At 35.2% G+C, this 24,419-nt stretch carries 13 protein-coding genes; 5 read left to right on the forward strand and 8 right to left on the reverse strand.

All coding sequences use genetic code 11. The features are described from left to right. Positions 1–25 precede the first annotated feature (25 nt). Positions 26–1,432: a UDP-N-acetylmuramoyl-tripeptide--D-alanyl-D-alanine ligase gene (locus tag AC6IWN_RS09350; protein ID WP_497992112.1), complete on the forward strand. Its 1,407-nt coding sequence runs from the start codon at positions 26–28 to the stop codon at positions 1,430–1,432. A gap of 321 nt (positions 1,433–1,753) precedes the next feature. On the opposite strand, the gene AC6IWN_RS09355 is transcribed toward AC6IWN_RS09350, so the two are convergent. After that, a complete protein-coding gene (locus AC6IWN_RS09355) occupies positions 1,754–6,145 on the reverse strand; it encodes a leucine-rich repeat protein (protein WP_497992113.1) in 4,392 nt (1,463 codons plus the stop codon). 305 nt (positions 6,146–6,450) lie between these two features. On the opposite strand from AC6IWN_RS09355, the gene AC6IWN_RS09360 reads away from it, so the two are divergent. Continuing rightward, positions 6,451–7,458, forward strand: coding sequence for an Ig-like domain-containing protein (locus AC6IWN_RS09360; RefSeq protein ID WP_497992114.1), 1,008 nt, complete (start codon positions 6,451–6,453; stop codon positions 7,456–7,458). A gap of 58 nt (positions 7,459–7,516) precedes the next feature. On the opposite strand, the gene AC6IWN_RS09365 is transcribed toward AC6IWN_RS09360, so the two are convergent. Beyond that, positions 7,517–9,292 (reverse strand): putative bifunctional diguanylate cyclase/phosphodiesterase, encoded by a 1,776-nt coding sequence (locus tag AC6IWN_RS09365; RefSeq protein WP_497992115.1) that lies wholly within the window; start codon positions 9,290–9,292, stop codon positions 7,517–7,519. 163 nt (positions 9,293–9,455) lie between these two features. On the opposite strand from AC6IWN_RS09365, the gene AC6IWN_RS09370 reads away from it, so the two are divergent. Beyond that, positions 9,456–10,700: a hypothetical protein gene (locus AC6IWN_RS09370; protein ID WP_497992116.1), complete on the forward strand. Its 1,245-nt coding sequence runs from the start codon at positions 9,456–9,458 to the stop codon at positions 10,698–10,700. Positions 10,701–10,778: 78 nt separating this feature from the next. On the opposite strand, the gene AC6IWN_RS09375 is transcribed toward AC6IWN_RS09370, so the two are convergent. Together AC6IWN_RS09375 and AC6IWN_RS09380 are read right to left on the reverse strand one after the other, a co-directional pair. After that, positions 10,779–11,357: a cell wall hydrolase gene (locus AC6IWN_RS09375; RefSeq protein ID WP_497992117.1), complete on the reverse strand. Its 579-nt coding sequence runs from the start codon at positions 11,355–11,357 to the stop codon at positions 10,779–10,781. A 356-nt stretch (positions 11,358–11,713) separates the two neighbouring features. Further along, positions 11,714–12,544, reverse strand: a complete 831-nt coding sequence (locus tag AC6IWN_RS09380; RefSeq protein ID WP_497992118.1) for a TerC/Alx family metal homeostasis membrane protein — start codon at positions 12,542–12,544, stop codon at positions 11,714–11,716. Positions 12,545–13,082: 538 nt separating this feature from the next. Here AC6IWN_RS09380 and AC6IWN_RS09385 point away from each other — a divergent pair. Continuing rightward, positions 13,083–15,491, forward strand: coding sequence for a sodium-translocating pyrophosphatase (locus tag AC6IWN_RS09385; protein ID WP_497992119.1), 2,409 nt, complete (start codon positions 13,083–13,085; stop codon positions 15,489–15,491). A 62-nt stretch (positions 15,492–15,553) separates the two neighbouring features. Here the strand turns inward: AC6IWN_RS09385 and AC6IWN_RS09390 are convergent, their stop codons facing one another. Continuing rightward, positions 15,554–16,474 (reverse strand): tRNA dihydrouridine synthase, encoded by a 921-nt coding sequence (locus tag AC6IWN_RS09390; RefSeq protein WP_497992120.1) that lies wholly within the window; start codon positions 16,472–16,474, stop codon positions 15,554–15,556. Between the two features lie 206 nt (positions 16,475–16,680). Then, the gene (locus AC6IWN_RS09395) at positions 16,681–16,890 is read right to left on the reverse strand and encodes a (2Fe-2S)-binding protein (protein WP_497992121.1); all 210 of its coding nucleotides are present in this window, start codon (positions 16,888–16,890) and stop codon (positions 16,681–16,683) included. Positions 16,891–17,242: 352 nt separating this feature from the next. Between AC6IWN_RS09395 and uraA the strand changes: the two genes are divergently transcribed. Next, positions 17,243–18,529, forward strand: coding sequence for a uracil permease (uraA, locus tag AC6IWN_RS09400; RefSeq protein WP_497992122.1), 1,287 nt, complete (start codon positions 17,243–17,245; stop codon positions 18,527–18,529). Positions 18,530–19,119: 590 nt separating this feature from the next. Here the strand turns inward: uraA and AC6IWN_RS09405 are convergent. Further along, positions 19,120–21,330, reverse strand: a complete 2,211-nt coding sequence (locus tag AC6IWN_RS09405; protein ID WP_497992123.1) for a methyl-accepting chemotaxis protein — start codon at positions 21,328–21,330, stop codon at positions 19,120–19,122. A gap of 254 nt (positions 21,331–21,584) precedes the next feature. Then, the gene (locus AC6IWN_RS09410) at positions 21,585–24,317 is read right to left on the reverse strand and encodes an NYN domain-containing protein (protein WP_497992124.1); all 2,733 of its coding nucleotides are present in this window, start codon (positions 24,315–24,317) and stop codon (positions 21,585–21,587) included. Between the last annotated feature and the right edge of the window lie 102 nt (positions 24,318–24,419).

A 24,419-nucleotide genomic window follows, 5' to 3' on the forward strand; every position in this document is an offset into this window, starting at 1 on the left:
TAATGAAAAAAGAATGGAGAACAGAATGAAGAATATGACTCTGAAGCATATCGCCAATGCTTGTAACGGACAGATTTTCGGCGATTATGACGCAAATAAAGAGATTAATGGCGCCGTAGTAGATTCGCGTAAAGTTGAAAAGGATTTCCTATTCATCGCTACCGTCGGAGAACGTGTGGACGGCCATAATTATATAAATACTTCGTTTGATCTTGGAGCTCTTGCAACCATCTGTGAAAAGATTCCAGAAGATTCGAAGGGTCCCTGTATCTTGGTTGAGAACAGCTTTGACGCACTAAAGCAAATTGCCACCTGGTATCGCTCCCAGCTTGATATCAAAGTGGTTGGTATTACCGGAAGTGTAGGTAAGACAACCACGAAGGAATTTATCAGCAGTGTTCTGGAGCAAAAATATCAGATATTAAAGACTGAGGGAAATTTTAATAATGAAATCGGCCTTCCGTTAACCATATTAAGAATTCAAGATTATCATGAGGTAGCTGTACTTGAGATGGGAATCAGTGATTTTGGTGAAATGCACCGCTTAAGTAAAATTGCAAAACCTGATATCTGCGTATTAACAAACATCGGACAATGTCACCTTGAAAATCTCGGTTCCAGAGAAGGTATTTTAAAAGCAAAAAGTGAAATATTTGATTTCATGAATGAGAATGGTAATGTATGTATTAATGGTGATGATGATATGCTGCTTACGATTCAAGAGGTCAAAGGGAAAAAACCGATTAAATTCGGACTACATCCCGGCAACGACGTGTATGCAACAGATATTACAACACACGGCTTGTTCGGTAGCACCTGCTCCATTCACATCGATTATAAGGATAGCAATTCAGATCAGACTACACCAAATCAGATATTACATACCGATGTACCCCTGCCCGGTGAACATATGATTCTGAATACACTGGCTGCAACCTCTGTCGGCACTCTTCTCCATATGACGACAGAAGAAATCACCGCGGGGATACAAGAAGTGAAGCCGGTAGGTGGCAGAAGCAATATCATAAAGAAGGATCACCTAACTATCATTGATGATTGCTATAATGCTAATCCAGTCTCAATGAAAGCAGCAATCGACTTACTAGGCAAGGCTGACACCCGAAAGGTTGCGATACTCGGAGATATGTTCGAGCTTGGTGAAAAAGAACAGGAGCTTCATTCTGAGGTTGGCGCTTATGCAAGCGATAAGGTTGATGTACTCCTCTGTATCGGTGCTCTTTCCCACAACATGTATCAAGGTGCATTGGAAGTTGCGAAGAATTTTTCCTCCCATTGTGAGATTGAGTACTTTGAAACCAGAGACGATATGATAAATCACCTGGATGATATACTTAAGATTGATGATACAATCCTTGTGAAAGCCTCCCACGGAATGAAATTTGAAGAAGTTGTTACGCACCTGAGTAGATAAAAAAGTTTGCAAGAGATATTATATGTAGTATATATAGGATTTTGTTCTGACGTAGGCAGATAAATATATTATGTATAAATACGTTTCGTACAGAGTGTGCAATATCTTTATCACTTTACAATAAAAGGAACTATTGAAAAAGTAAGAGCTGGTGCTCATAGGATTTCTTTTTGAAACAATACATTGATACAAATCTATGTATTGTTTCAATCAAGATATCCTTTGAGCGTCAGCTCTTATACTTTTAGAAATCCATCAAACAATATATCGCTTTTTCATTCAACCATTACTCTTACACGTTTGATTTTATATTGATGAATGTTATTTTACCTTACACCACACAATCGCATAATCACTATAAACCTTGACGCCACTTACTATCTTATAAGTTGTAATTTTAAAGTAATATGTAGTTTTAGACTTTAATTTACCTACTGTAATGCTTGACAAATCCTTCGTATATGCTTTTATCATTGTTTTTTTCGTAAATTCCATATTGGTAGACATTTCTACTTGATAATACTGTCCTTTTATTTTTTTCCAACTAATTGTTGCCTGATTCTTCTTACCTTTCACACTCACCACATCCGGTGCATTAGGATTCTTGTACCACACAGCATACAAAGTAGTATTCGAAGCCAGATTTTTTACTGGCTGCTTATTTTTGTACACTACTTTCCCCTTTGGTGACGTTGCCCAGCCAAGGAAAGTGTAATCAACCCTTGTAAACACGGATCCATTCAGGTTCTGACTCTTATTTCTTAATAAGGTTTGATCCTTCATCGTTCCGGAACCGCCATTTTTATTGAATTTAACCAAGTACCGGTCCACATTAAATTGTATGCTTAGGGTTTTACTATTGTAGCAGCTATCGCCGTTTTTTGTAATAATTATCTTAAAGGTGCCATAGCCTTTTGCGGTCACCTTACCCAAAGCATCCACCGTAGCGACCCCTGAATTACTTGATTGGTAGCTTATCTTTCCTGACCCATTTCCACCATATACACCTAGATTAAATGATTTTCCATTATAGATATCTCTTGGCAGTTTACTAATTTTTAATTCACTTTGATTTGCCTTCGTCATGGTTATTTGAAGCCTTGTGGTTTTCCCTCGGTATGTCACTAACAGACTCTGAGCACCAATCAATTTTGAACTATAGCCGCTTACCATGTTTGCTGTAATCGCAATGTCCTTCTTGGTTCCATTATTATAGGATATTGTAATCAAAGCCCCATTCAAATTCAGATTTTCACCATATACATATCTTATTTTAGTCGGTAGCTTTTTGATTACGATACCAGTTTCTGATGGTGCAATAACCGTCACTTGAAAACCTGTAGTTTTCCCATTATAAGTCACAGCTACTGTCTGAGTTCCTATTTTGTTCGAATCATATTTGGAGAGCATGATACCGGTAACACCTATCTCCTTCGTTGTATTGTTATTATAAGAAACAACAAGCACTCCTCCTGTAGGACTTATTCCTTCCCCCTGAAGGTACTTGGTTTTAACCGGGTTACTCTTTATCTTTATTCCGATCACAGACGGGGTTAAGACTGTAACCGGAAGCAAAGTAGTCTTCCCTTGATAAGTCACCAACAGCTTCTGACTTCCAATTACGTCAGAATTATAACCTGTAACCATTGACGAGGTAATCGCAATCTCTTTTTTCACTCCATTATTATATTCAACTGTTAATATTGCTCCTGCTAGATTTAATGCTTCACCTTGAAGATAATTTATTTTACTCGGTTTTGACTTAACTGTAATATTGGTTACTGAAGGGGCTATAACGGTCACACGGAATGTTAATGCCAGCCTTTGATAGGTTAATGTTACTGTTTGATCTCCAATTTGATTTACATTATAACCACTTATCATATCAGGGGTAATGTCAATATCCTTAGTAGATAAGTCGCTGTATATAGCAGCAATCTTTCCTCCGGTAAGATCGAGTGGCTGACCTTGTAGGTATTGATTTTTAGTAGGCAACGCTTTCCAATCAATTTGATTAGCTATAAGCTGGAATGCATAATTATTATTTTTCGCATGTGCTTGAGCAACAGAGTTTTGATCACCATATATAATAAATGATTTAGAAACATTATAAAATGCGGAATTACTTATATAAGTCACACTGTTCGGTATGTAAACACTCTTTAGCGATTCACAATTTAAAAATGCACATACATCTATAGATGTAACACCCTTCATAATAATCACACTATTCAACGCTCTACACTCTGCAAACACTCTATATCCTATCATTGATACGCTTCCAGGAACCGTTATATCTTTTAAGGATTTGCAGCCAAAAAACGCATAATCATCTATGACAGAAACTGAATTTGGTATTTTAATGGCTGTCAGGAATTTATTATTATAAAATGCACTGTCCCAAATATACTGCACCCCATCAGGTATATTGTACTCCACAAGCATACTACCTGGAGGAAAAGTCACTAGTTCTGTTTTATCCTTGCTTAACAATACTCCATAATCATCCGAACAATATGAAACATTATTTGGATCTACCCCTATTTTTGTTAATAAATTGCATCCATCGAATGCATTATTCTCGATATATTCTACACTTCTTGGAATATTAATTTTTGTAAGTGATGTACATCCTGAAAACACATACTCATCAATCCATAATACACTATCTGGAATAACTATATCGGCTAAAGAAATACAGCCGTTAAAAGCATAGCGATCAATATACAATATAGTATTTGGTAAGTTCACTTTTCTCAAAGAAGTGCAACCGGAAAATGTTGATTTCTCTATATAGTCTATACTGCTTGGTATACTTATTTCAGTTAACGAGGTACATTTTGAAAATGCATACATATCAATATATGTCACCCCATATGCAATATTGATATCCGTTAATCCACTGCACTCTTCAAAGGAACCAAATCCTATATAATCAACACTATTTGGAATACTAATTTTTGTCAACATAATACACCCTGAAAAAGCTCGGTCTCCGATTACACTGAGAGTATTTGAAAATTTTATACTCATTAAATTCTTACAATTATAAAAACAATAATCACCTATACTAGTAACATTATTGGGCAATTCGATTTTTTTAAGAAGAACGCATGAATCAAAAGCATCCTTTCCTATTGCTGAAAGCTGATCGGATAGTTTTATACTAAAAAGATTTCCACAATTATAAAAAGCTTTGTCATCAATGTACATAACACTATCCGGTAAATTAATATCAGTGAATGATAAGCATTCCTCAAATGCACTTTCTCCTATTCGGATCAATCCATCTGGCATTTCTAAATTTTTTAATGATTTACAGTTTTTAAATGCACCTTCTCCAATTCCACTAACACCGATTGGTATATTTACATTATTTAATTTAGAACAGTCTTTAAACATCTCTTCACTAATCATCGTTACTTTATTAGGTATGTTGAAATTGGTTATTCCATTGCAATTTGCAAATGCACGAACACCAATTTCTTTTACACTATCGGGTAATTCTATACTGAGTATTCCGCTGCTTTCAAAAGCAGAGCCGCCTATACTTATTAAATTATCAGGCAGTATTAATTCAGTTAAAGTAATACAACTATCAAATGCCGATTTTCCAATTTTAGTAACACTATCCGGAATAATGATATTTTTTAATTTAGCACATCCGTAAAATGTAGAATCTTCAATACTACTAATACCATTAGGAATACTAAACTTTTCTAACGCACTACAATATTCAAATGCTCCTACCCCAATTCTTGTTATTCCACTTGGCATTTTAATACTTGTTAATCTAGTACAGTTTTTAAACATTCCCGAACTAATTTGAGTCACAAGATTTGGTATGGTGATACTTGTTAAATTATAACAATTTCCAAAGGCACTATCCCCAATACTTGTTACACTATCAGGAATATAAATACTCATTAAGGAATCACAGCCCCAAAATACATATGAACCAATATTGGTGACGCTATTTGGTATAATAATCTCATTTAATTTATCACAGTTTTCAAATAAATTATTCTCCATTGAAGTTATTCCGCTTGGTATCGTAATACTTGTAAAGCTGTCACATCCAGAAAAAGCAAATGACCCTATACTGATTAAGCTACCAGGCAAGGTTACATTCTGTAGCATATCGCAAGCATGAAATGCATAATTTCCAATACTCATTAATGAATTTGGTAACTGAATACTAACCAAAGCACAACCGTTAAATGCATAATTTCCAATACTGGTCACCGTATTCGGTATATTAATATTAGCTAACGAATCACATGAAGCAAAAGTAAAATCATTGATCGTAGTTAGATTTTCGGGCAGTGTAATATTTTTTAATTTACCACAATTATAAAATGCATTTTCACCTATACTTGCTACACTATTTGGTATTACTACTGTCTCCAGTTTATCGCACCAGTAAAATGCTTTATCTCCTATGCTTACCAAACCATCCGGTAAGCTTATACTGGTAATTTCGTCACTACTAAAAGCATAATCTAAAATACTTGTAACCGGATGTCCATTAATTTGATTCGGAATGATAAGTTCCTTAGCCGTTCCATGATTACCACTTATCGAAACCTCTGTTCCGTTATCAACCCATGAAACTCCCTCCGGTGTAGTCCCCGTGGTATTTGCATATGTAGTAAATGGTTTCGTAATAAACACCAAAGCAAATACGAATATAATTAATCCGATCTTTTTCATCTAAGCTTCCTCTCCACCTTAAAATACCAAATTTGTCTCATTATTTATATCGTCAATACATGATTCCATTTATTCAAGCTTAAATATCTTATTAATCAATCTATTATAGCTTCTTCTATTTTACTATATTAAGGAAATGTTTACAATAAATTTGGATAGAATTTGGCTAATCAGCCCACATGTTAACTATTTACATATCGCCCACATTATGGTATATTTAACCAAATGGAGTTTTCTTCATTTTATACTATAGTTTGCAACGGCTAAGCCGGGTATTTATTCCTCTCATATGAATGGAGGAATTTATGCGAAAAATCAAGAATATCTTTATTCCAATCTTTTTAAGTCTTGTTCTAGTTTTCACTTTAATCAGTTATCGTCCTGCATCCGCTTCCACTTCCACCCCATTTTCTTTTGTACTTTTATCCAAATATAATGCAACGATGGATATCGGAGATCAACTAAATATTATTGCAATCTCATCGAACGGAAAGAAACCCACCTGGAAAAGCAGTAGTTCAAAAATTGCTTCTGTAAATACATATGGTATCGTAACCGCGAAAAAGGCAGGCTCCGTCTGGATTACTGCTAAAATCAAGGATGCAGAAGCCTCTTGTTATATCACTGTGAATAAGACCAAGGTGGTTATTAACTACTTATCTGTATCAAAAGAACGTGGTGAGACTTTTCGATTAAGCGCAACCACCTCTAACAATTCTGATGTCACCTGGAAAAGCACAAAGAGAAGCGTCGCAACAGTGAATGAATATGGTACCGTAACAGCTCTTAAGCCTGGGGTTACTGAGATTGTTGCAACCGCTGACGGTACTAGTGCGGTCTGCAAATTCACCGTACTATCTCCCACTGTAAGTCTGAACAAAACATCCGTATCGCTCTACCGCGGTCAAACTTTCCAATTGACCGCAAATGTATCATCCAAGATATCTCCCACCTGGAAAACGAATAAGAAAAGTGTTGCGATAATCAGTAAAACAGGAACAGTAACAGCACTAAAGCATGGAACAGCAACGATTACTGCAACCGTGGATAAAGTTGCGGTTGAATGTAAGGTTACTGTACTATCTCCCGTTATCACATTAGATAAAACAGAAATAAAATTAAAAAAAGGAGGTACTACGACTATTACAGCCACAGTATCCTCCAAAAATACACCTGTTTGGTCTACCAGTAACACTAAAATTGTTTCGATTAATTCCAAAGGTGTAATAAAGGCATTGCAAAAAGGCAAAGCCTATCTATATGCTACGGAAGACGGAACAAAGGAAAAATGCACCATCTATGTAACCGAATAATTTTCTAATTGGGGAATAAATATTGCAAACTATAGTATTACATCATTTCTTTTTTAAATCAAGCTCTTAATAACTCAAAAATATATTTCTCTTCAATCGGTTCACTTAACAAAAATCCTTGGATATAATCACAATCATGCTCCGTTAAATATTGCAACTGCTCCTCCCTCTCAACTCCTTCTGCTACCACTTCAATTCCAAGCTCATGGGAAAGGGTGATGATAGAACCAACAATCTGATTCAAGGAATTTGGAGCAACAATCTTGTCTATAAAGGTCTTGTCTATTTTTAATACATTAATCGGTAACATTTGAAGATAATTCAGAGAGGCATAACCGGTACCGAAATCATCTAGTGCAATACGTATTCCTAAATCCCTTAATTGATGAATTACATCAATCACAAGTTCCGGAAATGAAATAAATACGGATTCAGTAATTTCTAATTCAAGGTTATTGCTGTTAAATCCCGTTTTCTCCAATACCCTTTTAATCATGGGAATGAAGGAAGGCTCCAGTAGTTGAATTACAGATATATTCACCGAAACCACTGCAGTCATATCAAAGCGTAACTTAAATTCTGTAAATTTCCGAAGAACGGTTTCCAATATCCATTCCCCGATTTCGACAATTAAACCTGTCTCTTCGGCCACGGGTATGAATTCTCCGGGGCTGATTAGTCCCATCTCGGGGTGTTTCCAGCGAACAAGCGCCTCATAGCCTCTTAACCGCGTTGAACCGCTTATATATTGAGGCTGAAATACCATATATAATTCTTCATTTCGAACAGAAGTCATCAAACCATTCTCTAATCTAACCCTTTTAATCAGTTCCTCCTGCATCTCCTTTGTGTAAAAGCGAAATTCATTCTTTCCTGAGTTTTTCACTTTGGATAACGCAATATCAGCATTCCGAAATAACTCCTCCGCATTGATTCCATCTTCGGGATATTTTGTAATACCAAAGCTTGCTCTGATATAAAACTCTTTACGATGTACAAAAAACGGTTCCACCAATACATTGCGAAATTTATCCAGATAGTGCATCAGCTCCGCTCCCTGAATGTTACGCCTTATGAGAATGACAAATTCATCTCCTCCCACGCGTCCTAGCAGATCTTCCTTATGACAACAGCTTTTCCAACGTTCCGCTACTTGTTCCAAAATCTCATCGCCAATGCTGTGCCCCATGGAATCATTAATTTTTTTAAAATTATCCAAATCCAAATAAACAAGAATAAAGCTGTTATGTATTGATGAAATATTATTTGTTAATAACTCAATTTGATCCAGCATCATTTTTCTATTAGGCATCGCTGTCAGATCATCATAATACGCTAGCTTATGTAGCATTTCTTCATTCTTCTGAACGATTCTACTATATTCAATAACTTTTCTAATCTGCTTATTCAATCGGTTTTTATACTCTGATATAATTAATATAATTCCGATTGATGTAACTGCCAGTATATTTCCCGGTAAAGCAATCATATTTTTTTGAAAGATTACCGAAAACAATGTAGCTACGCAGGTATAGCCACATAATATTACTGCAACCAGATTACTGCGTTTAATGGGACTTAGTGTTAACAATATCACTGCAATTACCTGTCCCTGAGCTATGATCCCAGTAAATGCATCTTTATGCATCTTAAGTCCCAAGATAAATAGATCATATCTTGATTGATTCTGGGATAGCTTCATCACCTGATAATTTAGAAGTACATAAGTGAAGATACAACCCCAAAAAAATACCCAATTGATAAAGCTTGTTTTATGATGCGGGTATAATACATCTAATTTTTCAAAATGTTCCTTATTTGACTCAACCCTCATAAGCAATTTATCCTTTTCTTGGTAATTTCTCTCACAAATGCATAATAACACAATGGTCGTGTTATGTCTACATATTTTTCCATATATTGCCATTCACATATTTTGATTGATACCACTTCTTTCCTTTGATATAATTAATAAATCAATGTATGGGGTGAGTAGGATGAATTTATCACATTTAAGAACAAATAAAAATTATTATTTCTCGATTATCAAGCAGGATTGGCTGAAGTCAGAGGATTGTTTTCCTGATTTTTTAACTTCGATCCCAAAAGAAGCCCAAGTATGTAATGAGCAATTTCTTGATGCTTACTTGAAACGATTTCAAAAACAGCTTGGGCGTTTTCATTCACTCCCATTCTTAAAAAAGTATTGGAAACGTAAAACATTGAATATGTTTCAAGATTTTTTACATAAAGAACAGATTTTTTCCGTTCATCAGCATATGACATCGGAAAACATTCAGAATTTTCAAATAGAGATGATGGATTTTATGCAAGAAGTTAGAACTTTTGCACCGGAGCTTTCCTTCGAAGATATTGGACAAGCCGCCAGAAATTATATTGTCTATGCTATGTTTAAGGTCATGCATAAGGAATACTCCAGCTTTAATAAAGCTGCCTTTGGATACAGTATGCTTTATCCCTTTACTGATAATTATATAGATAGCAGGTCTATCACCCCTCAGGATAAAAAGGCCTACAATCAGCTTATCCATGATAAAATAAAAGGAATACCAACGAATCCTACCTCAACTCATCACCGTAAAACCTGTGAGTTAATCAAAGCCATTGAATCCTTATATCCCCGCGATAATTACTCAGATATCTATGAATTATTATTACAAATGCTCGATGCACAGGAATTAAGTTTAAAGCAACAACACAGGGATCTTTCGTTAACCAAGGAAGAACGCCTCGATATCTCCGTATATAAAGGTGGAATCTCAGTTTTAATTGATCGATACTTTGTTAAGAAAGAATTAACCGAAAAAGACATTCTCTTTTATCTTGGATTTGGATTTTTCCTTCAACTGGCCGATGACCTTCAAGATATTAAGGAAGATTCCTCAAAGGGACACAGTACGCTTCTTACCTACGATACCACAAGTAATGAAGTTGAAAAGCTAGTAAATAAAATATTACATTTTCTACATCACATAACAAAGGATTACCAACCGGATAATATTGCCTTTAAAGAGTTTGTGTTATCAAGTAGTTATCTGTTGATCCTTTCCTCCGTTATCGGTAGCAAAGAATTCTTTTCTCAAAACTATCTTAACCGATTGAGCACTTATCTTCCGGTAAGTCAAATATTCTTAGAGAAATTATTGAATAATAAACCGGAACAAATGGATGCCCAATCTCAAGAACAATATATGCGCAGATTGGATGAACTGATTCGCTAAAATAGTACACAAAAGGGCTGTTGCAAAAGAAAATAATAATTTTGCAACAGCCCTTTTTTATCATTCATATATCTATTCTTATTTAAACTGATGATGACCAAGCTTAAAGGTATAACCTTTGATTTTATTACTGAATGAATGATATTTACTAAAGTCTTTCTTCTTACCATTCACGGTGATATATTTCTGACCATTTAATGCTGCTTTCGCTGCCTTAATACAATCCTTTTCCTTCGCTGATGTAAAACCACCCTTATCATAATCTGCCAACGCTTTCTTTAATGACCCGCTTCTTACAGGGCTGAACTGGCTTTTCTGATAAATAACACTTTTAACTGAATTCGGATAACGCTTTGATCTTACTCTGTTCATAATTACAATACCAACTGCTAATTTTCCGTTATATGATTCCGAACCTGCTTCACAGTATATAATGGTTGACATTAATCTTAAATCTGCTGCTGTATATTTGACAGTTTTCTTTGCTGTTGATTTGGTAGTTTTGGATGCTGCTTTCGTAGTCTTTGCAACTTTTGTTGTCTTAGTTGCTTTTTCCTGTGAAGTTTTAGAAGTTGTAGCCGCAAATGCAGATTCATTCGTAAGGCTAAATACTAATATGCTGATAAACATACACAAGAGAATTTTTCTAAGTTTCATGTTACACTCCTTAAGATAGTCAGCTATATAAATATAACAAAGACTATTAATTTTTTAAAACAAATTCTTTAAGTTTTTAACATTTAGTTAACAACCTTGTAATAATTATACCATATAAATTTAAAATATCAAGCATTTTCTTTCATTTTGGCTTACTTTTAACTAAAAGTGTAATATTTACCAGTTGAATTTGTTATGAAATTGTTAAATCATTACTGATATTGGAAAACAAAAACGGACAAAAAAATAATAATTACATCTCAGAATAAAGTTATATAACTCGATTCTTTCATATAATTATTATTTTGTAATAGCCATTTACTAATCAGAACTTAAAATCCTACAAATTTCAAGTTTTACGCTAACTTCTTCTTGCGCGTAAAGAAAATTGATAATAAAATACTGCCGACCAGAATTGTAAAGATAATCGCAAGTGAAGCAATAATCGATATTTCAATATGGAAAAACAGGATTAATAGTTTTACACCCGTAAAGGTTAGAATTAATGCAACACCGTATTTTACATAAGCAAACTTCTCGTGTAAGCTTCCTAATAAGAAATATAAGCTTCTCAGTCCCATAATCGCAAAAATATTAGAAGTATAAACAATAAATGTATTCGTTGTTATTGAAAATATCGCAGGTATTGAATCTATCGCAAACAAAATATCTGTAAACTCAATCAATATTAAGATAGCAAATAACGGAGTTGCAACTAACTTGCCTTTCTCACGAAGAAAGAATTTTTCTCCCTCCAATTGATCGGAAACAGGAATAATCTTACCAAGTAGCTTTAGCACTTTGCTATCCTTTAAATTACCATGCTCCTCTTTTTTTAGCATCATTCTCAAACCGCTGATAATTAAGATTGCACCAAATATGTATAAGATCCAGTGGAACATATTTACTATGGTAACACCGAGCATTACGAAGATTAATCTCAAAATCATCGCACCAAATATACCATAATTCAGTACTCTCCGTTGATATTCCGATTTTATTCCAAAAGCTGTAAACACCATAATGAACAAAAAGAGGTTATCAATGCTTAAACTTAGTTCAATCATATATCCTCCCAAAAATTGAAGAGCATTTGCTTCCCCTTGTACCATTAAAATACCAATGTTAAAACATAGTGCCAATCCAATCCAAATCAATGCTCGGAACAACGCTTTCTTTGTTGACATAATTCATCCTCCACTTTTTTATTCACAACAAACTAATGCTACCTATTACGCCATAAAATAAGAAAAGACCTTTAACATAACCCAAAACTGAGCTATGCTAAAGGTCTTGCTTTCCATACAGGAGTATAAAGCCAGGCAATCGTTGCCGGTTGTTGACTTTATAACTTTTAAGCTACTCCCCTTTATATAACAAACATATTCTATATGATACATATCTCTTGTGTCAATATAGAAAAACATAATTTAACCATATCTTAATAAATGATACTTCAATTAACGTTGATAAAATCTATTTTTTCTATGTTATTCTTACTTTTTTCAAAAATCAGTCATTAAATAATTATTACTTTATAATATAATTATGCTATGTTTTTTGTTTTTATGACGATTGTGCAAAATAAACAATAAAAGAAACATTTATTACCATTAATATTATTTTGTTTAGACATATTAATTAATTATTTCTTTTTATTTGTAATATTCTTATAAATATAGTATAACTATTATATAAGGTTTTTTATAAGAAAGGAGATTTTCAATGTTTACTACAATTTTAGCATCAGGTTCAGAAGCAGACCTACTTGTTCCTACCCTACATGGATACCATCAGACTTTTTTAATGATTGGTATTGTTATTTGTTTGTTAGGAATATTATTCGGAATCTTACAATTCTTATCTATCAAAAAGATTCCTGCCCATAAGGCTATGCTTGACGTATCAAAGACAATCTATGAAACTTGTAAGACCTACTTAATTCAACAAGGAAAATTCCTACTCATCTTATTCTGCTTTATCGCTGTTTGTATCGCCTTTTATTTTGGCTACTTAAACGGCAAAGGAGTGGGCGGCACTGTCTTCATTCTCTTCTGTACTGTTCTCGGTATGTTAGGATCCTATAGCGTAGCTTGGTTCGGAATGAGAATCAATACATATGCGAACAGTCGAATGGCTTTCAACTCTTTAAAACGTCAACCGATGAAATTAATGCAGATACCGATGAAGTCCGGTATGAGTATCGGTGTATTATTAATCAGTGTAGAATTAGCCATGATGCTCATCATCCTTCTATTTGTTCCATCCGATCTCAAAGGTGCAAGTTTTATCGGCTTTGCAATCGGTGAATCTCTCGGAGCAAGTGCATTACGTATTGCTGGTGGTATCTTTACAAAGATCGCTGATATCGGTTCTGATTTAATGAAGATTTTCTTTAAGATAAAAGAGGACGACCCTCGTAACCCAGGTGTTATCGCCGATTGTACCGGTGATAATGCAGGTGATAGCGTTGGACCTACAGCAGATGGTTTTGAAACCTATGGTGTAACCGGTGTTGCTCTTATTTCCTTCATCTGCTTAGCAGTTGGTACGAAATTAAGCGGTGCTGACCAGACATTATTACAAACAAACCTATTAACTTGGATCTTTGTAATGAGAATATTAATGGTTATTTCCTCCGTAGTTTCCTTCTATATTAATAATGCTGTTAGTGTTGCACTTTACGGCAAAAAAGATAATATTGATTTTGAACGTCCTTTATCCAATTTAATTTGGATGGCTTCTATCTTCTCCATTATTATCACTTTTATCGCAAGTTATTTCTTAATTGGTCCTAGTACCGAAGTAGCTAAGCTTGGAACACACGGTGATTATTTATGGATCGTATTATCCGCTATTATCAGTTGCGGTACATTAGGAGCTGCTTTAATTCCCGAGTTTACCAAACTCTTTACAAGCGTAAAATCCGCTCACGTAAAAGAAACAATCAATGCTTCCAAAGAAGGTGGTGCATCCCTTAATATTCTTTCGGGATTTGTAGCTGGTAATTTCAGTGCATTCTGGATTGGCTTTGTATTTGTAATTTTAATGTTAATAGCTTATTTTGCAAGTACCTTCGGATTAGATAGCCTCATGATTTATCCTTCCGTATTTGCTTTTGGTCTCGTTGCTTTTGGTTTCTTAAGTGTTGGTCCTGTCACGATTGCTGTAGACAGTTATGGTCCGGTAACAGACAATGCTCAGTCTGTTTACGAACTTTCTTTAATAGAAGAAGTTCCTGACATCGCGAATGAAATTGAAAAAGAATTCAAGTTTAAACCTGATTTTGAAATGGCAAAAGAATATCTGGAAGCAAACGATGGTGCAGGTAATACCTTTAAGGCCACCGCAAAACCGGTTCTGATCGGTACTGCAGTAGTAGGTGCAACTATCATGATCTTCTCCTTAATTCTTATTATCCAGAAGACATTAGGTGTTGAACCAGAAACGATCTTAAATCTTTTGAATCCTTACACAATCCTTGGCTTTATGTGTGGTGGTGCTGTTATCTACTGGTTCACCGGTGCTGCTACTCAGGCAGTTTCCACAGGAGCATACCGTGCCGTTGAATATATTAAGAAAAACATCAAGCTTGATGAAAATGCAAGCCAGACCGCTGCAATTGAATCCTCCAAGGAAGTTGTTAAGATTTGTACTCAATATGCACAAAAGGGTATGTTAAATATATTCATTGCGATATTCTCATTTGCTTTGGCTTTCGCATGTATTTTCACTCAGTCTTTAGACGGAGTTAAAACTGCATCTTTCTTTATCTCCTATTTGATTTCCATCGCTACCTTCGGTTTATTCCAGGCAGTCTTTATGGCTAATGCAGGTGGATGTTGGGATAATGCGAAAAAAGGTGTTGAGGTGGATTTAAAAGAAAAAGGTACTCCTTTACATGATGCATGTGTTGTTGGTGATACTGTTGGTGATCCATTTAAGGATACTTCCTCCGTAGCATTAAATCCAATTATCAAGTTCACAACCTTATTCGGTACTCTTGCAATGGAAATTGCAATCTCCGATAAATTCCAGGCTCAAGCACCATATGTTGGTGTATTCTTCCTGATTGTTGCACTTGTATTTGTATGGCGTTCCTTCTACGGCATGAAGATTTCAAATGCAAAATAAATCTTAACCGATTTACCTTAAAAGGGCTGTTGCAAATTTAATTAATTTGCAACAGCCCTTTTTTAATTAAATAAATCCATTATTATTACATCGTAATCTGCCAACCGATCAACTTTCTTTATCTTCTTAAGAAATTTTTCATTATCAGTTACAGTAGGAAGCATGAAAATCCATAATTCTTTCATTTTGAAAAGAACATTGCGATCCCCTGATAGCGTATTCTTATAATCATGATATATTCGATCGTGGAATTCTTTTATAAGTTTTTTCTCTATTCTCGTACCATTCTTTAATTCAGAAACCAATCCCGGGTTGGCTAGCAGCCCACGTCCGATCATAATAGAATCTACACCCGGACATTCTTCCACGAAGGTATTAAAATCATCTATACTACAAATATCCCCATTATAGCATACGGTATTTTTGCTAAGTCGAATCCCCTCTTTGAACATCGTCATATTGGGTTTATTCTTATAATAATCCTCTCTAGTTCTAGCATGAATGATCAATTCCTGCATAGGGTATTTATTATACAGTTCAATTAACGCATAAAATTCATCCGGATCACTGAATCCAAGTCTAGTTTTTATTGAAATATTCGGACCTGACGCTTCAAAGATTTCATCCAAAAACTCCTCTAATTCTTTTGGCTTACGCAAAAAACCGGAACCTCTAAATTTTGAAACTACTGTTCCGGAAGGGCAACCAAGATTTAAATTAACTTCTTCATATCCCAATTGACCCAAAAAACGGGATGTATGTATAAAATCTTTCGCATTATTCGTCATGATTTGTGGTACTAAATTTATGCCGACGTTATTCTCAGGTAAGACATCCTTCAATTCCTTATTCCTTAATTTTGCTTTCTGATTTGGTACTACAAAAGGTGAAAAATATTTATCGATGTGATTAAAATAACTATGATGTGCATTGCGATATAAATATCCAGTTATGCCTTCAAGTGGTGCAAAGTAAAATCTCATGTGTTATAAACTCCTTATCCATTGTTACTTATATGTTCTAATTTTTCTAAGCGTTCTTACCCATTTTCGCTATACTTCCTGTTCTCGTTATTCATATTTGTTCTCGTTATTCATATTTGTTCTCGTTATTCTTATTTGTTCTCGTTATTCTTATTTTTCTCGTTATTCTTATTTGTTCTAGCTGTTCTTGACTATTCTCACTGTTCTTACTCTCTCATCTTTTCTAGTAGCTCTTCAATCTTCGGTGTACATCTTCTTCCACCGCAAGGACCGGAACCTGCTCCGGTAGCTTTTCGCACTTTCTCAATTGTATCAGCTCCATTTTCTATCGCTTTTTTTATGGTAGATCTGCTAATTCCTTTACAGATGCAAACCTTTGTCATTTTATCTAAGATTTCTTCATTCAAATCTCCCATAAAGTTACTCCTTTTAATACAGATATTTTTATTATATATGATATGACCTAAAATACAAAATAATTTTTGACAAAACTATTTTTCACCACACCACTTTTCACCAAATTGTAACTTCTTATTCTACAAATTGTTTCCTTATAACATGTTTTTATACTATTGACATTTAATAATTCCCTTTCATTTTTTACTATAATTATTAAATATTACCAATTCGCTTACATATATAATGAAATATTTGGGAATTATTTAGATTTTCAGGTAATATTTTTTACAATATTAAAAAATTTTATGTAGAAATTGATCATTATATGTGCTATACTTTTCGAGATAACAATTAAGGAGGGTTTCAATCTTGGAAAACAAAAAAATCATTCAAGTCGAGGATAAGGTGCCGTTGAATCTTGCGATTCCGCTATCCCTACAACACATGTTCGCTATGTTCGGAGCATCTGTATTAGTACCTATTATCTTCCAAATCAATCCATCAGTCGTACTGTTAATGAACGGTGTCGGCACTCTTTTATTTATTTTAATCACCAAGGGCAAAGCTCCCGCTTATCTGGGTTCAAGCTTTGCTTTTCTTATGCCCGCAGGTGCGGTAATAACTTCATTAGGTTACCGATATGCTCTGGGCGGCTTTATCGCCGTAGGTATCGGACTTTGTATCCTATCCGCAATCATCTACAAATTCGGTGTAAAGTGGATTGATGTTGTACTACCGGCTGCCGCGATGGGTCCCGTAGTTGCACTCATTGGTATGGATCTTGCTCGAACTGCAGCGTCTACCGGTCTTGTTGTACCAACCGACAAAGTTCCTGTTGTTCAGCCAAACAATGTCATTGTATTTATAGTAACCTTATCTGTTGCAGTATTAGGTAGCGTTCTATTCCGTAAATTCTTTGCTGTTATTCCAATTCTAATTGCGATTGTTGCGGGATATATCACTGCTATATTCGCACACGTAATTAAAGTTAAAGATATCACAACAGCATTACAAACTAATCTATTCGTTGTACCCAACTTCCAATTACCTCAGTTTAACTTAACAGCGATCATAACAATCATACCGGTAATATTAGTACTTGCATCCGAGCATATCGGTCATCAGATTGTTACCAGTAAAATTGTTGGCAAGGATTTAATCAAAGATCCCGGCTTACATCGTTCCTTATTTGCAGATGGTATCTCCACCACTCTCTCCGGTTTTGTTGGTTCCGTACCGACTACCACCTATGGCGAGAACATTGGTGTTATGGCTATTACAAAAGTGTACTCAGTTAGAGTAATCGGAGGCGCAGCCATTATCTCTATGTTAGCATCCGTTATCGGACCGGTATCCGCATTAATCCAAACCATTCCGGGTCCCGTTATTGGCGGTATCTCCTTCCTTTTATATGGTTTGATTGCTGCTTCTGGTATCCGTGTTATGGTAGATGCTCAGCTTGATTTTAGTAAGAGCCGCAATCTGACACTAACATCTGTTGTATTTTTAACCGGTTTATCAGGTGTATCCATTCCGATTAGTGCTGATGGTAAAGTATCATTATCAGGTATGGTACTTGCTACTATCGTTGGTATGTTAATGTCCTTACTATTCTGGGCATTTGATAAGGCAAACCTATTAAATGACAAAGAATAGTTCGTACTTATATGTATTAACTTTGTTGAATACAGTCCATATATAAACAACCTAACTTATGCCACAATATACTCTGTCACTGTGTATTGTGGCATATTACTTATTCCAAGTGATATCTATAATAACTATTATCTTCCCCGTTCGAGTAGCTAACTAACACATTAAATCAATCCATCATGTCAGTAGTAATCCTTATCAACCATTAACCCTTCCGATTATTCTTTCTTATTAATCAACCACAATATTTAAGTTAGTTACATCTATTATCCGTTATTCTCATCCTTTTGTTCTCATCCCTTTATTCTCATTCTTTTATTACCATCACTTTATTCTCATCCCTTACTCTCTATGCATCCTAATATGTGCGCAAATAGTTTTCATATAGCGCTGTTTATACTTCACAAAAATTATCAGTAACATATTTTCCTTATATCAGTTCAAAGGTAGGAACCGACATGAATCAGAAGCCAAAAAAAATGAATTAATCCAATCACAATATAACAAACAGAGCCCTTTACCGAAGATATCCATCCGATAAAAGGCTCTAAATATTATTTTATCCTGCTAAATTCATATCATTACATATCAGTTTAGCTAATCTTAAAGAATCTGATTGCATCTTCAAGCTTTCTAGCATCTTCTTCAAGAACCTTTGCAGCAGCTTGTAGATGTTCAACGGAATCAACCTGGTTTAATGCAGTTGCATTAACTTCTTCTGAAGAAGCTGTTGTTTCTTCTGTTACCGCCGAGATATTTTGAATAGCACTCAACGTATCATCCTTCGCTGACTCAATTGTTTTGAGACGTTTTAATATATCATTTAAGTTAAGAGCTAAGTCATTAACATGACTGCTGATATTATCAAATACCTGAACCGTCTTTGCTAATGCTTCTGTCTGAGAAGCCACAATACTTTCTGCTCTTTCTGCAGTGCTAACCGTTACTTTATTTTGATTATCTATGTCTTTTACGGTATTTTGAATTTGTTTTGCCGCATTTACACTCTGATCAGCAAGCTTCCTGATCTCTTCAGCAACTACTGCAAATCCTTTACCTGCTTCTCCTGCTCTCGCTGCTTCTATCGAAGCATTCAATGAAAGTAGATTTGTCTGAGAAGCGATATTATCAATGATGTTTACAAAACCTTCAATCTTCTTAGATTGTACTTTAAATTCCTGAATCTTATGAATGACATCCTGAGTAATCTCAGAAGTTGCTTTGGATTTATCATTTAATTCATCAATAATATTCTTACCTTCACTAGCTACCACCTGAGTATTATTTGCAATCTGCTCAATCTCATTGGTATTTGTATATACCTGGTTGATCTGATCGGATAGATTTGACATCTGAACCAAACAACGTTCAGCATCTTCTGCCTGCTGAACAATACCCTGTCCTATCTCATCAATCGTACGGGAAATTCCCTTTGTTGCATATAATAAATCACTAGCCGTAGATGATAAGCTTTCTGCTGAACCACTAACTGTTCCACCAACGTCCTGAACTTCACCAATCAAGGTACGCATTCCCTTCATCATATCGGTAATACCGGATGATAACGCATGGAACTCGTCCTTTCTCTTGGTATCAAAGTGAGCAGTAAGATCACCCTGAGCCACCTGGGCAATTGATCTATTCATAACACTGATAACTCTTGTTACACCACCTGCGATAATAACAACAATAATTATTGCAAATAAACAGGATAACCCAACAAAAATAATACTTGTTACTTTCATTGCTGTAATCTGACCTAATATAGTGGACTTTGGAATCAATGCAACCACCATACCATCAGTATCTTTTAACTTACTATAGACAAAAGCATATGTTTTTCCATTATATTTTTCATATGTAAAATCACTTTTTTTGTCGTTCTTTAAAGCTTCTTTATAATATGGTAATTTTTTAAAAATATCCTTCTGATCCTTACCTGCTATTGTTTCTCTTCCATCATTAGAAACATATGCTAATATACTGTTTTTTCCCAGATTATACTGTGATAATGTATCTGTAAGTCCTTGTTTAGAAACATCAATTACAATAAATCCACTGGCACCGGTCGATCTTCGAATAATCGAGGTAGCATAATCATCAGAATTATATGCATCACCACTTGCCAATAATATTTTATCCATGTCTGGATGTTTTCCCATCCAAACAAATTGAGATTTCTTTTCTTTAAGTCGGTCACTTACCTCTGATTTATATATTTTCTCATATAAATAGTCATTCAAAGGACCTGCAGTTGAAATATCAACACCGTTTACACCGATCAAATGAATGTTTGAAATAAAGCTATTCATCTGTTTGCCCAGAGAAATTCTTTGATTGAGGTCTTCAAGCGCCTTTGAGGATTTTTTACTGATATTGTAATCATCTCTGAAAAAATCGTTAACCTTAACATCCAACGACAGCTCCATAGTTGATTTATCAATCATTACAAAACCAAGATTTAAATATGTACTGATTGCATTTACGGTATCATTCGCTCTCTTTTCATAAGTATCTTTTAATGCAGATTCTGAACTACGGTATGAATATACACCATAGAAAGCTAATAAAGCTACTGGAACCATCAAACCGATTGCCAATTTCAACTTAATACTTTGAAATCTGTGCAAAAATGTTGCATTCACCTTTGTTTCCGTCATATTATCATCAGTAATTGATTTCTTCGGAATCATTTTGCTGACTTTAGAAAACGCAGTGTGAATTTGTTTCTTTAAACCTCTTAGTGTTTTCTGTAAAACTTCAAGAGGTTTCGTAATACTTCCTTTATCCTTTTTCATGCTCATAAGCATCCCCCGTTTCAATATTACTGACTTCTTTAATTTTAACATCGAGCGAGTATTAAATCAAGGCATATTAGATTCATTTCTGTGATTATTAGATGAATTTCGTCATTTTTTATAGCCTATTTAGAATATTTTACACAAGGAAGATGGTAATTCTGCTATATATAGACAAATTATTCGAAGTTAAGCAACAAGCAGAAATTTTTGATTCATGATACAATCTAGGCTGTTGCAAAATAATAATTACAAAGTTTTTACTTTGAAAGGTTTTCCTTATTCAAATGCTTATCATCCATGAGTTGGCCCTTTATTCTTTCACTCATGTGCTCCTTCAGGTAAGATTTCTTAACTGGTAGTTTATTCTGATAATCACTACGAATCTGATTATTTACCCTTGTAATTTCTTCTCTCAAATCATTCGCCGATAATCTTATGCCCCCTTGGCCCATAATAATCATTTGCTCTAAAGCATCTGAAGTTGCCACATATACTCGGTACTTCTTACCGATATCATGTGTTATCTTCTCGATATATTGATCCGCTGTTTCCGCTTCTTTTGTATAAACCACATCAATATTATGATATTTCAGTATTACTCCTAACCCACCCTTTACTTTATAAGCATCAAATACTAGAATTACCTTACATTTTTTATAGCCCTGGTAATTGCAAAGGATATCCATCAGTTTTATTCTAGCTCCATCCATATTATCCTTAGCTAAATCACTTAATTCCTCCCAGGAAAATATAATATTATAACCATCCACCAGCAGATACTCCGGCAACCTCTCTTTGATATCACTCGTTCTATGAGCAATATTTTGATCCAAAGTATTGCTTTTTTCATATCCAAATCTATTGCTAGAATGCTTTATCGTTTGCTTTATGGATCCGAAAGTTCGAGCAAATATTTCTTCCAATTCTTTATCCTCTTGCCATGAATCCTTCACGGAATTTCTTACCTGCACGCGAGCCGGAACATCTCTATCCTCATTCGAATTAATCTGACCTTCCATTCCATTCATTATCTTACTGCTATCCAAGTGCATGTATTTCTCGACTTTATCCCATTCAACCACAAAGCCCGCACCATGAGCACAAAATACCGAGCTTGTTGGATTATTTATATCCTTCTCACTATCATATTGTATCCGTTCTAGTACTTCTATGGTATTATGACACGGAAGATATCCCCTTAGGGATAAGAACAATCTTCCCATTCCCTTCGTATAGGCAGTTACTTCTGTCTGGTAACTACGCATCGTCTCGACCGGTGCATATCCGGTAATAATTGTATGTTCACCATCCGTCTCCGGTGAATGAAAGCTTCCACTCATGCGTTGAACATCAGAAATTGCCCTACCTAAATTTATTGTAGGTATTTCCATGCGGAAATTATAATATGGTTCTAAAAGGATACTCTTTGCTTTTTTCAATCCCTGTCTTACTGCCCTGTAAGTTGCCTGCCTAAAGTCACCACCCTCTGTATGTTTTAGGTGGGCGCGGCCAGCTATTAATGTAATCTTCATATCAGTAATGGAGGATCCGCTTAATACACCGGGATATTCTTTTTCCTCCAGATGAGTTAATATAAGTCTTTGCCAGTTCCGATCCAGCATATCCTCACTGCAATTAGTAGAAAACACCAGCCCTCCTCCGGGTTCATTGGGCTCCAGCAGTAAATGTACTTCCGCATAATGTCTTAACGGCTCAAAATGTCCTACCCCAATAACAGGCTCCTGTATTGTTTCTTTATAAACGATATTTCCTTGGCTAAATTCAACCGCAACTCCAAAACGCTCCATTATGATGCGCTTTAATATTTCGATTTGAACCTCACCCATCAACTTAATATGAATTTCTTTTAGTTGTTCAGACCAAACGATATGCATAAGAGGATCTTCTTCCTCCAGTGCTTTTAATTTCGAGAGAAAATGAAAGCTGTCACAATCCTCAGGTAACACGATTTGATAGCTTAGTACGGGTTCCAAAATAGGCAATTCTGTTCCAACTTCTATACCGAGGCCTTGTCCCGGATACGTTTTAGTTAACCCGGTTACAACACATATTGTTCCTGCCTGTGCTTCTTCAACCGTATCATATTTCACACCGGAATAAATTCGAATCTGATCTACTTTTTCCTCCCAGATATCATCAGCTGAATTAATACGGTCATTTCTATCACTGTTACTGAGTAGAGTCTTAACCCTTAAGGCCCCCCCTGTGATCTTCATATAGGTTAGTCTTCCACCCTGCTCATCCCTGCCTATCTTATATATCTTTGCACCGAATTTTTCCGGATAGCTTACTACCTTTGTATAAGTAATTATCCCATCCAAAAAGGACTCTACGCCATCCATTTTAAGTGCAGAGCCAAAATAACAGGGATATATTTTTCGCTCCTTGATTAGTCCCTGGATATCTTTATCAAATATCTCTTCCTCGTTTATATATTTTTCAAGCAAAGCTTCATCGAATACTGCAATGTTTTCTTGCCACTCCTTTGAACCCTTATCTGAGCTAAAATCTATACATGCATCACTTAGAAGTTTATTCATCTCGTTGATTAAGTTCACCTGGTTCGTTCTCTCCAAATCCATCTTGTTGATAAACAAAAAGGCTGGAATCTGATACTTTGCAAGAAGTCTCCATAAGGTTTGCGTATGACCTTGAACTCCATCTATTCCGCTAATAACAAGTATAGCATAATCAAGAACCTGTAGAGTTCTTTCCATCTCCGCAGAAAAATCAACATGCCCGGGTGTATCCAACAATGTGATATTTATATCTCGGTAAACCAATTCTGCCTGTTTTGAAAATATGGTAATCCCACGTTCGCGTTCTAGATCGTGGGTGTCTAGAAATGCATTTTTATGATCTACTCTTCCCAGTTTTCTGATGCTCCCGGCTTGATACAACAAACTTTCTGCTAATGTTGTTTTCCCCGCATCTACATGAGCTAATATTCCGATAACTAGTTTTCGCATTCTTTATCTCCTGTGTTACTTTTTTAATGTTCATTTTCTTTAAAGTATAATACGTATAATACTACTATCTTAAATTATATAATAACGCAAAGCAAGGTATAA

The organism is Variimorphobacter sp. HTMS_6 (assembly GCF_059717775.1).

What these genes read in the sequence shown, in the direction of transcription:
- AC6IWN_RS09350 (WP_497992112.1), top strand. Translation starts at nt 26, where the DNA reads ATGAAGAATATGACTCTGAAGCATATCGCCAATGCTTGTAACGGACAG.
- AC6IWN_RS09355 (WP_497992113.1), bottom strand. Translation starts at nt 6,145, where the DNA reads ATGAAAAAGATCGGATTAATTATATTCGTATTTGCTTTGGTGTTTATT.
- AC6IWN_RS09360 (WP_497992114.1), top strand. Translation starts at nt 6,451, where the DNA reads ATGCGAAAAATCAAGAATATCTTTATTCCAATCTTTTTAAGTCTTGTT.
- AC6IWN_RS09365 (WP_497992115.1), bottom strand. Translation starts at nt 9,292, where the DNA reads ATGAGGGTTGAGTCAAATAAGGAACATTTTGAAAAATTAGATGTATTA.
- AC6IWN_RS09370 (WP_497992116.1), top strand. Translation starts at nt 9,456, where the DNA reads ATGAATTTATCACATTTAAGAACAAATAAAAATTATTATTTCTCGATT.
- AC6IWN_RS09375 (WP_497992117.1), bottom strand. Translation starts at nt 11,357, where the DNA reads ATGAAACTTAGAAAAATTCTCTTGTGTATGTTTATCAGCATATTAGTA.
- AC6IWN_RS09380 (WP_497992118.1), bottom strand. Translation starts at nt 12,544, where the DNA reads ATGTCAACAAAGAAAGCGTTGTTCCGAGCATTGATTTGGATTGGATTG.
- AC6IWN_RS09385 (WP_497992119.1), top strand. Translation starts at nt 13,083, where the DNA reads ATGTTTACTACAATTTTAGCATCAGGTTCAGAAGCAGACCTACTTGTT.
- AC6IWN_RS09390 (WP_497992120.1), bottom strand. Translation starts at nt 16,474, where the DNA reads ATGAGATTTTACTTTGCACCACTTGAAGGCATAACTGGATATTTATAT.
- AC6IWN_RS09395 (WP_497992121.1), bottom strand. Translation starts at nt 16,890, where the DNA reads ATGGGAGATTTGAATGAAGAAATCTTAGATAAAATGACAAAGGTTTGC.
- AC6IWN_RS09405 (WP_497992123.1), bottom strand. Translation starts at nt 21,330, where the DNA reads ATGAGCATGAAAAAGGATAAAGGAAGTATTACGAAACCTCTTGAAGTT.
- AC6IWN_RS09410 (WP_497992124.1), bottom strand. Translation starts at nt 24,317, where the DNA reads ATGCGAAAACTAGTTATCGGAATATTAGCTCATGTAGATGCGGGGAAA.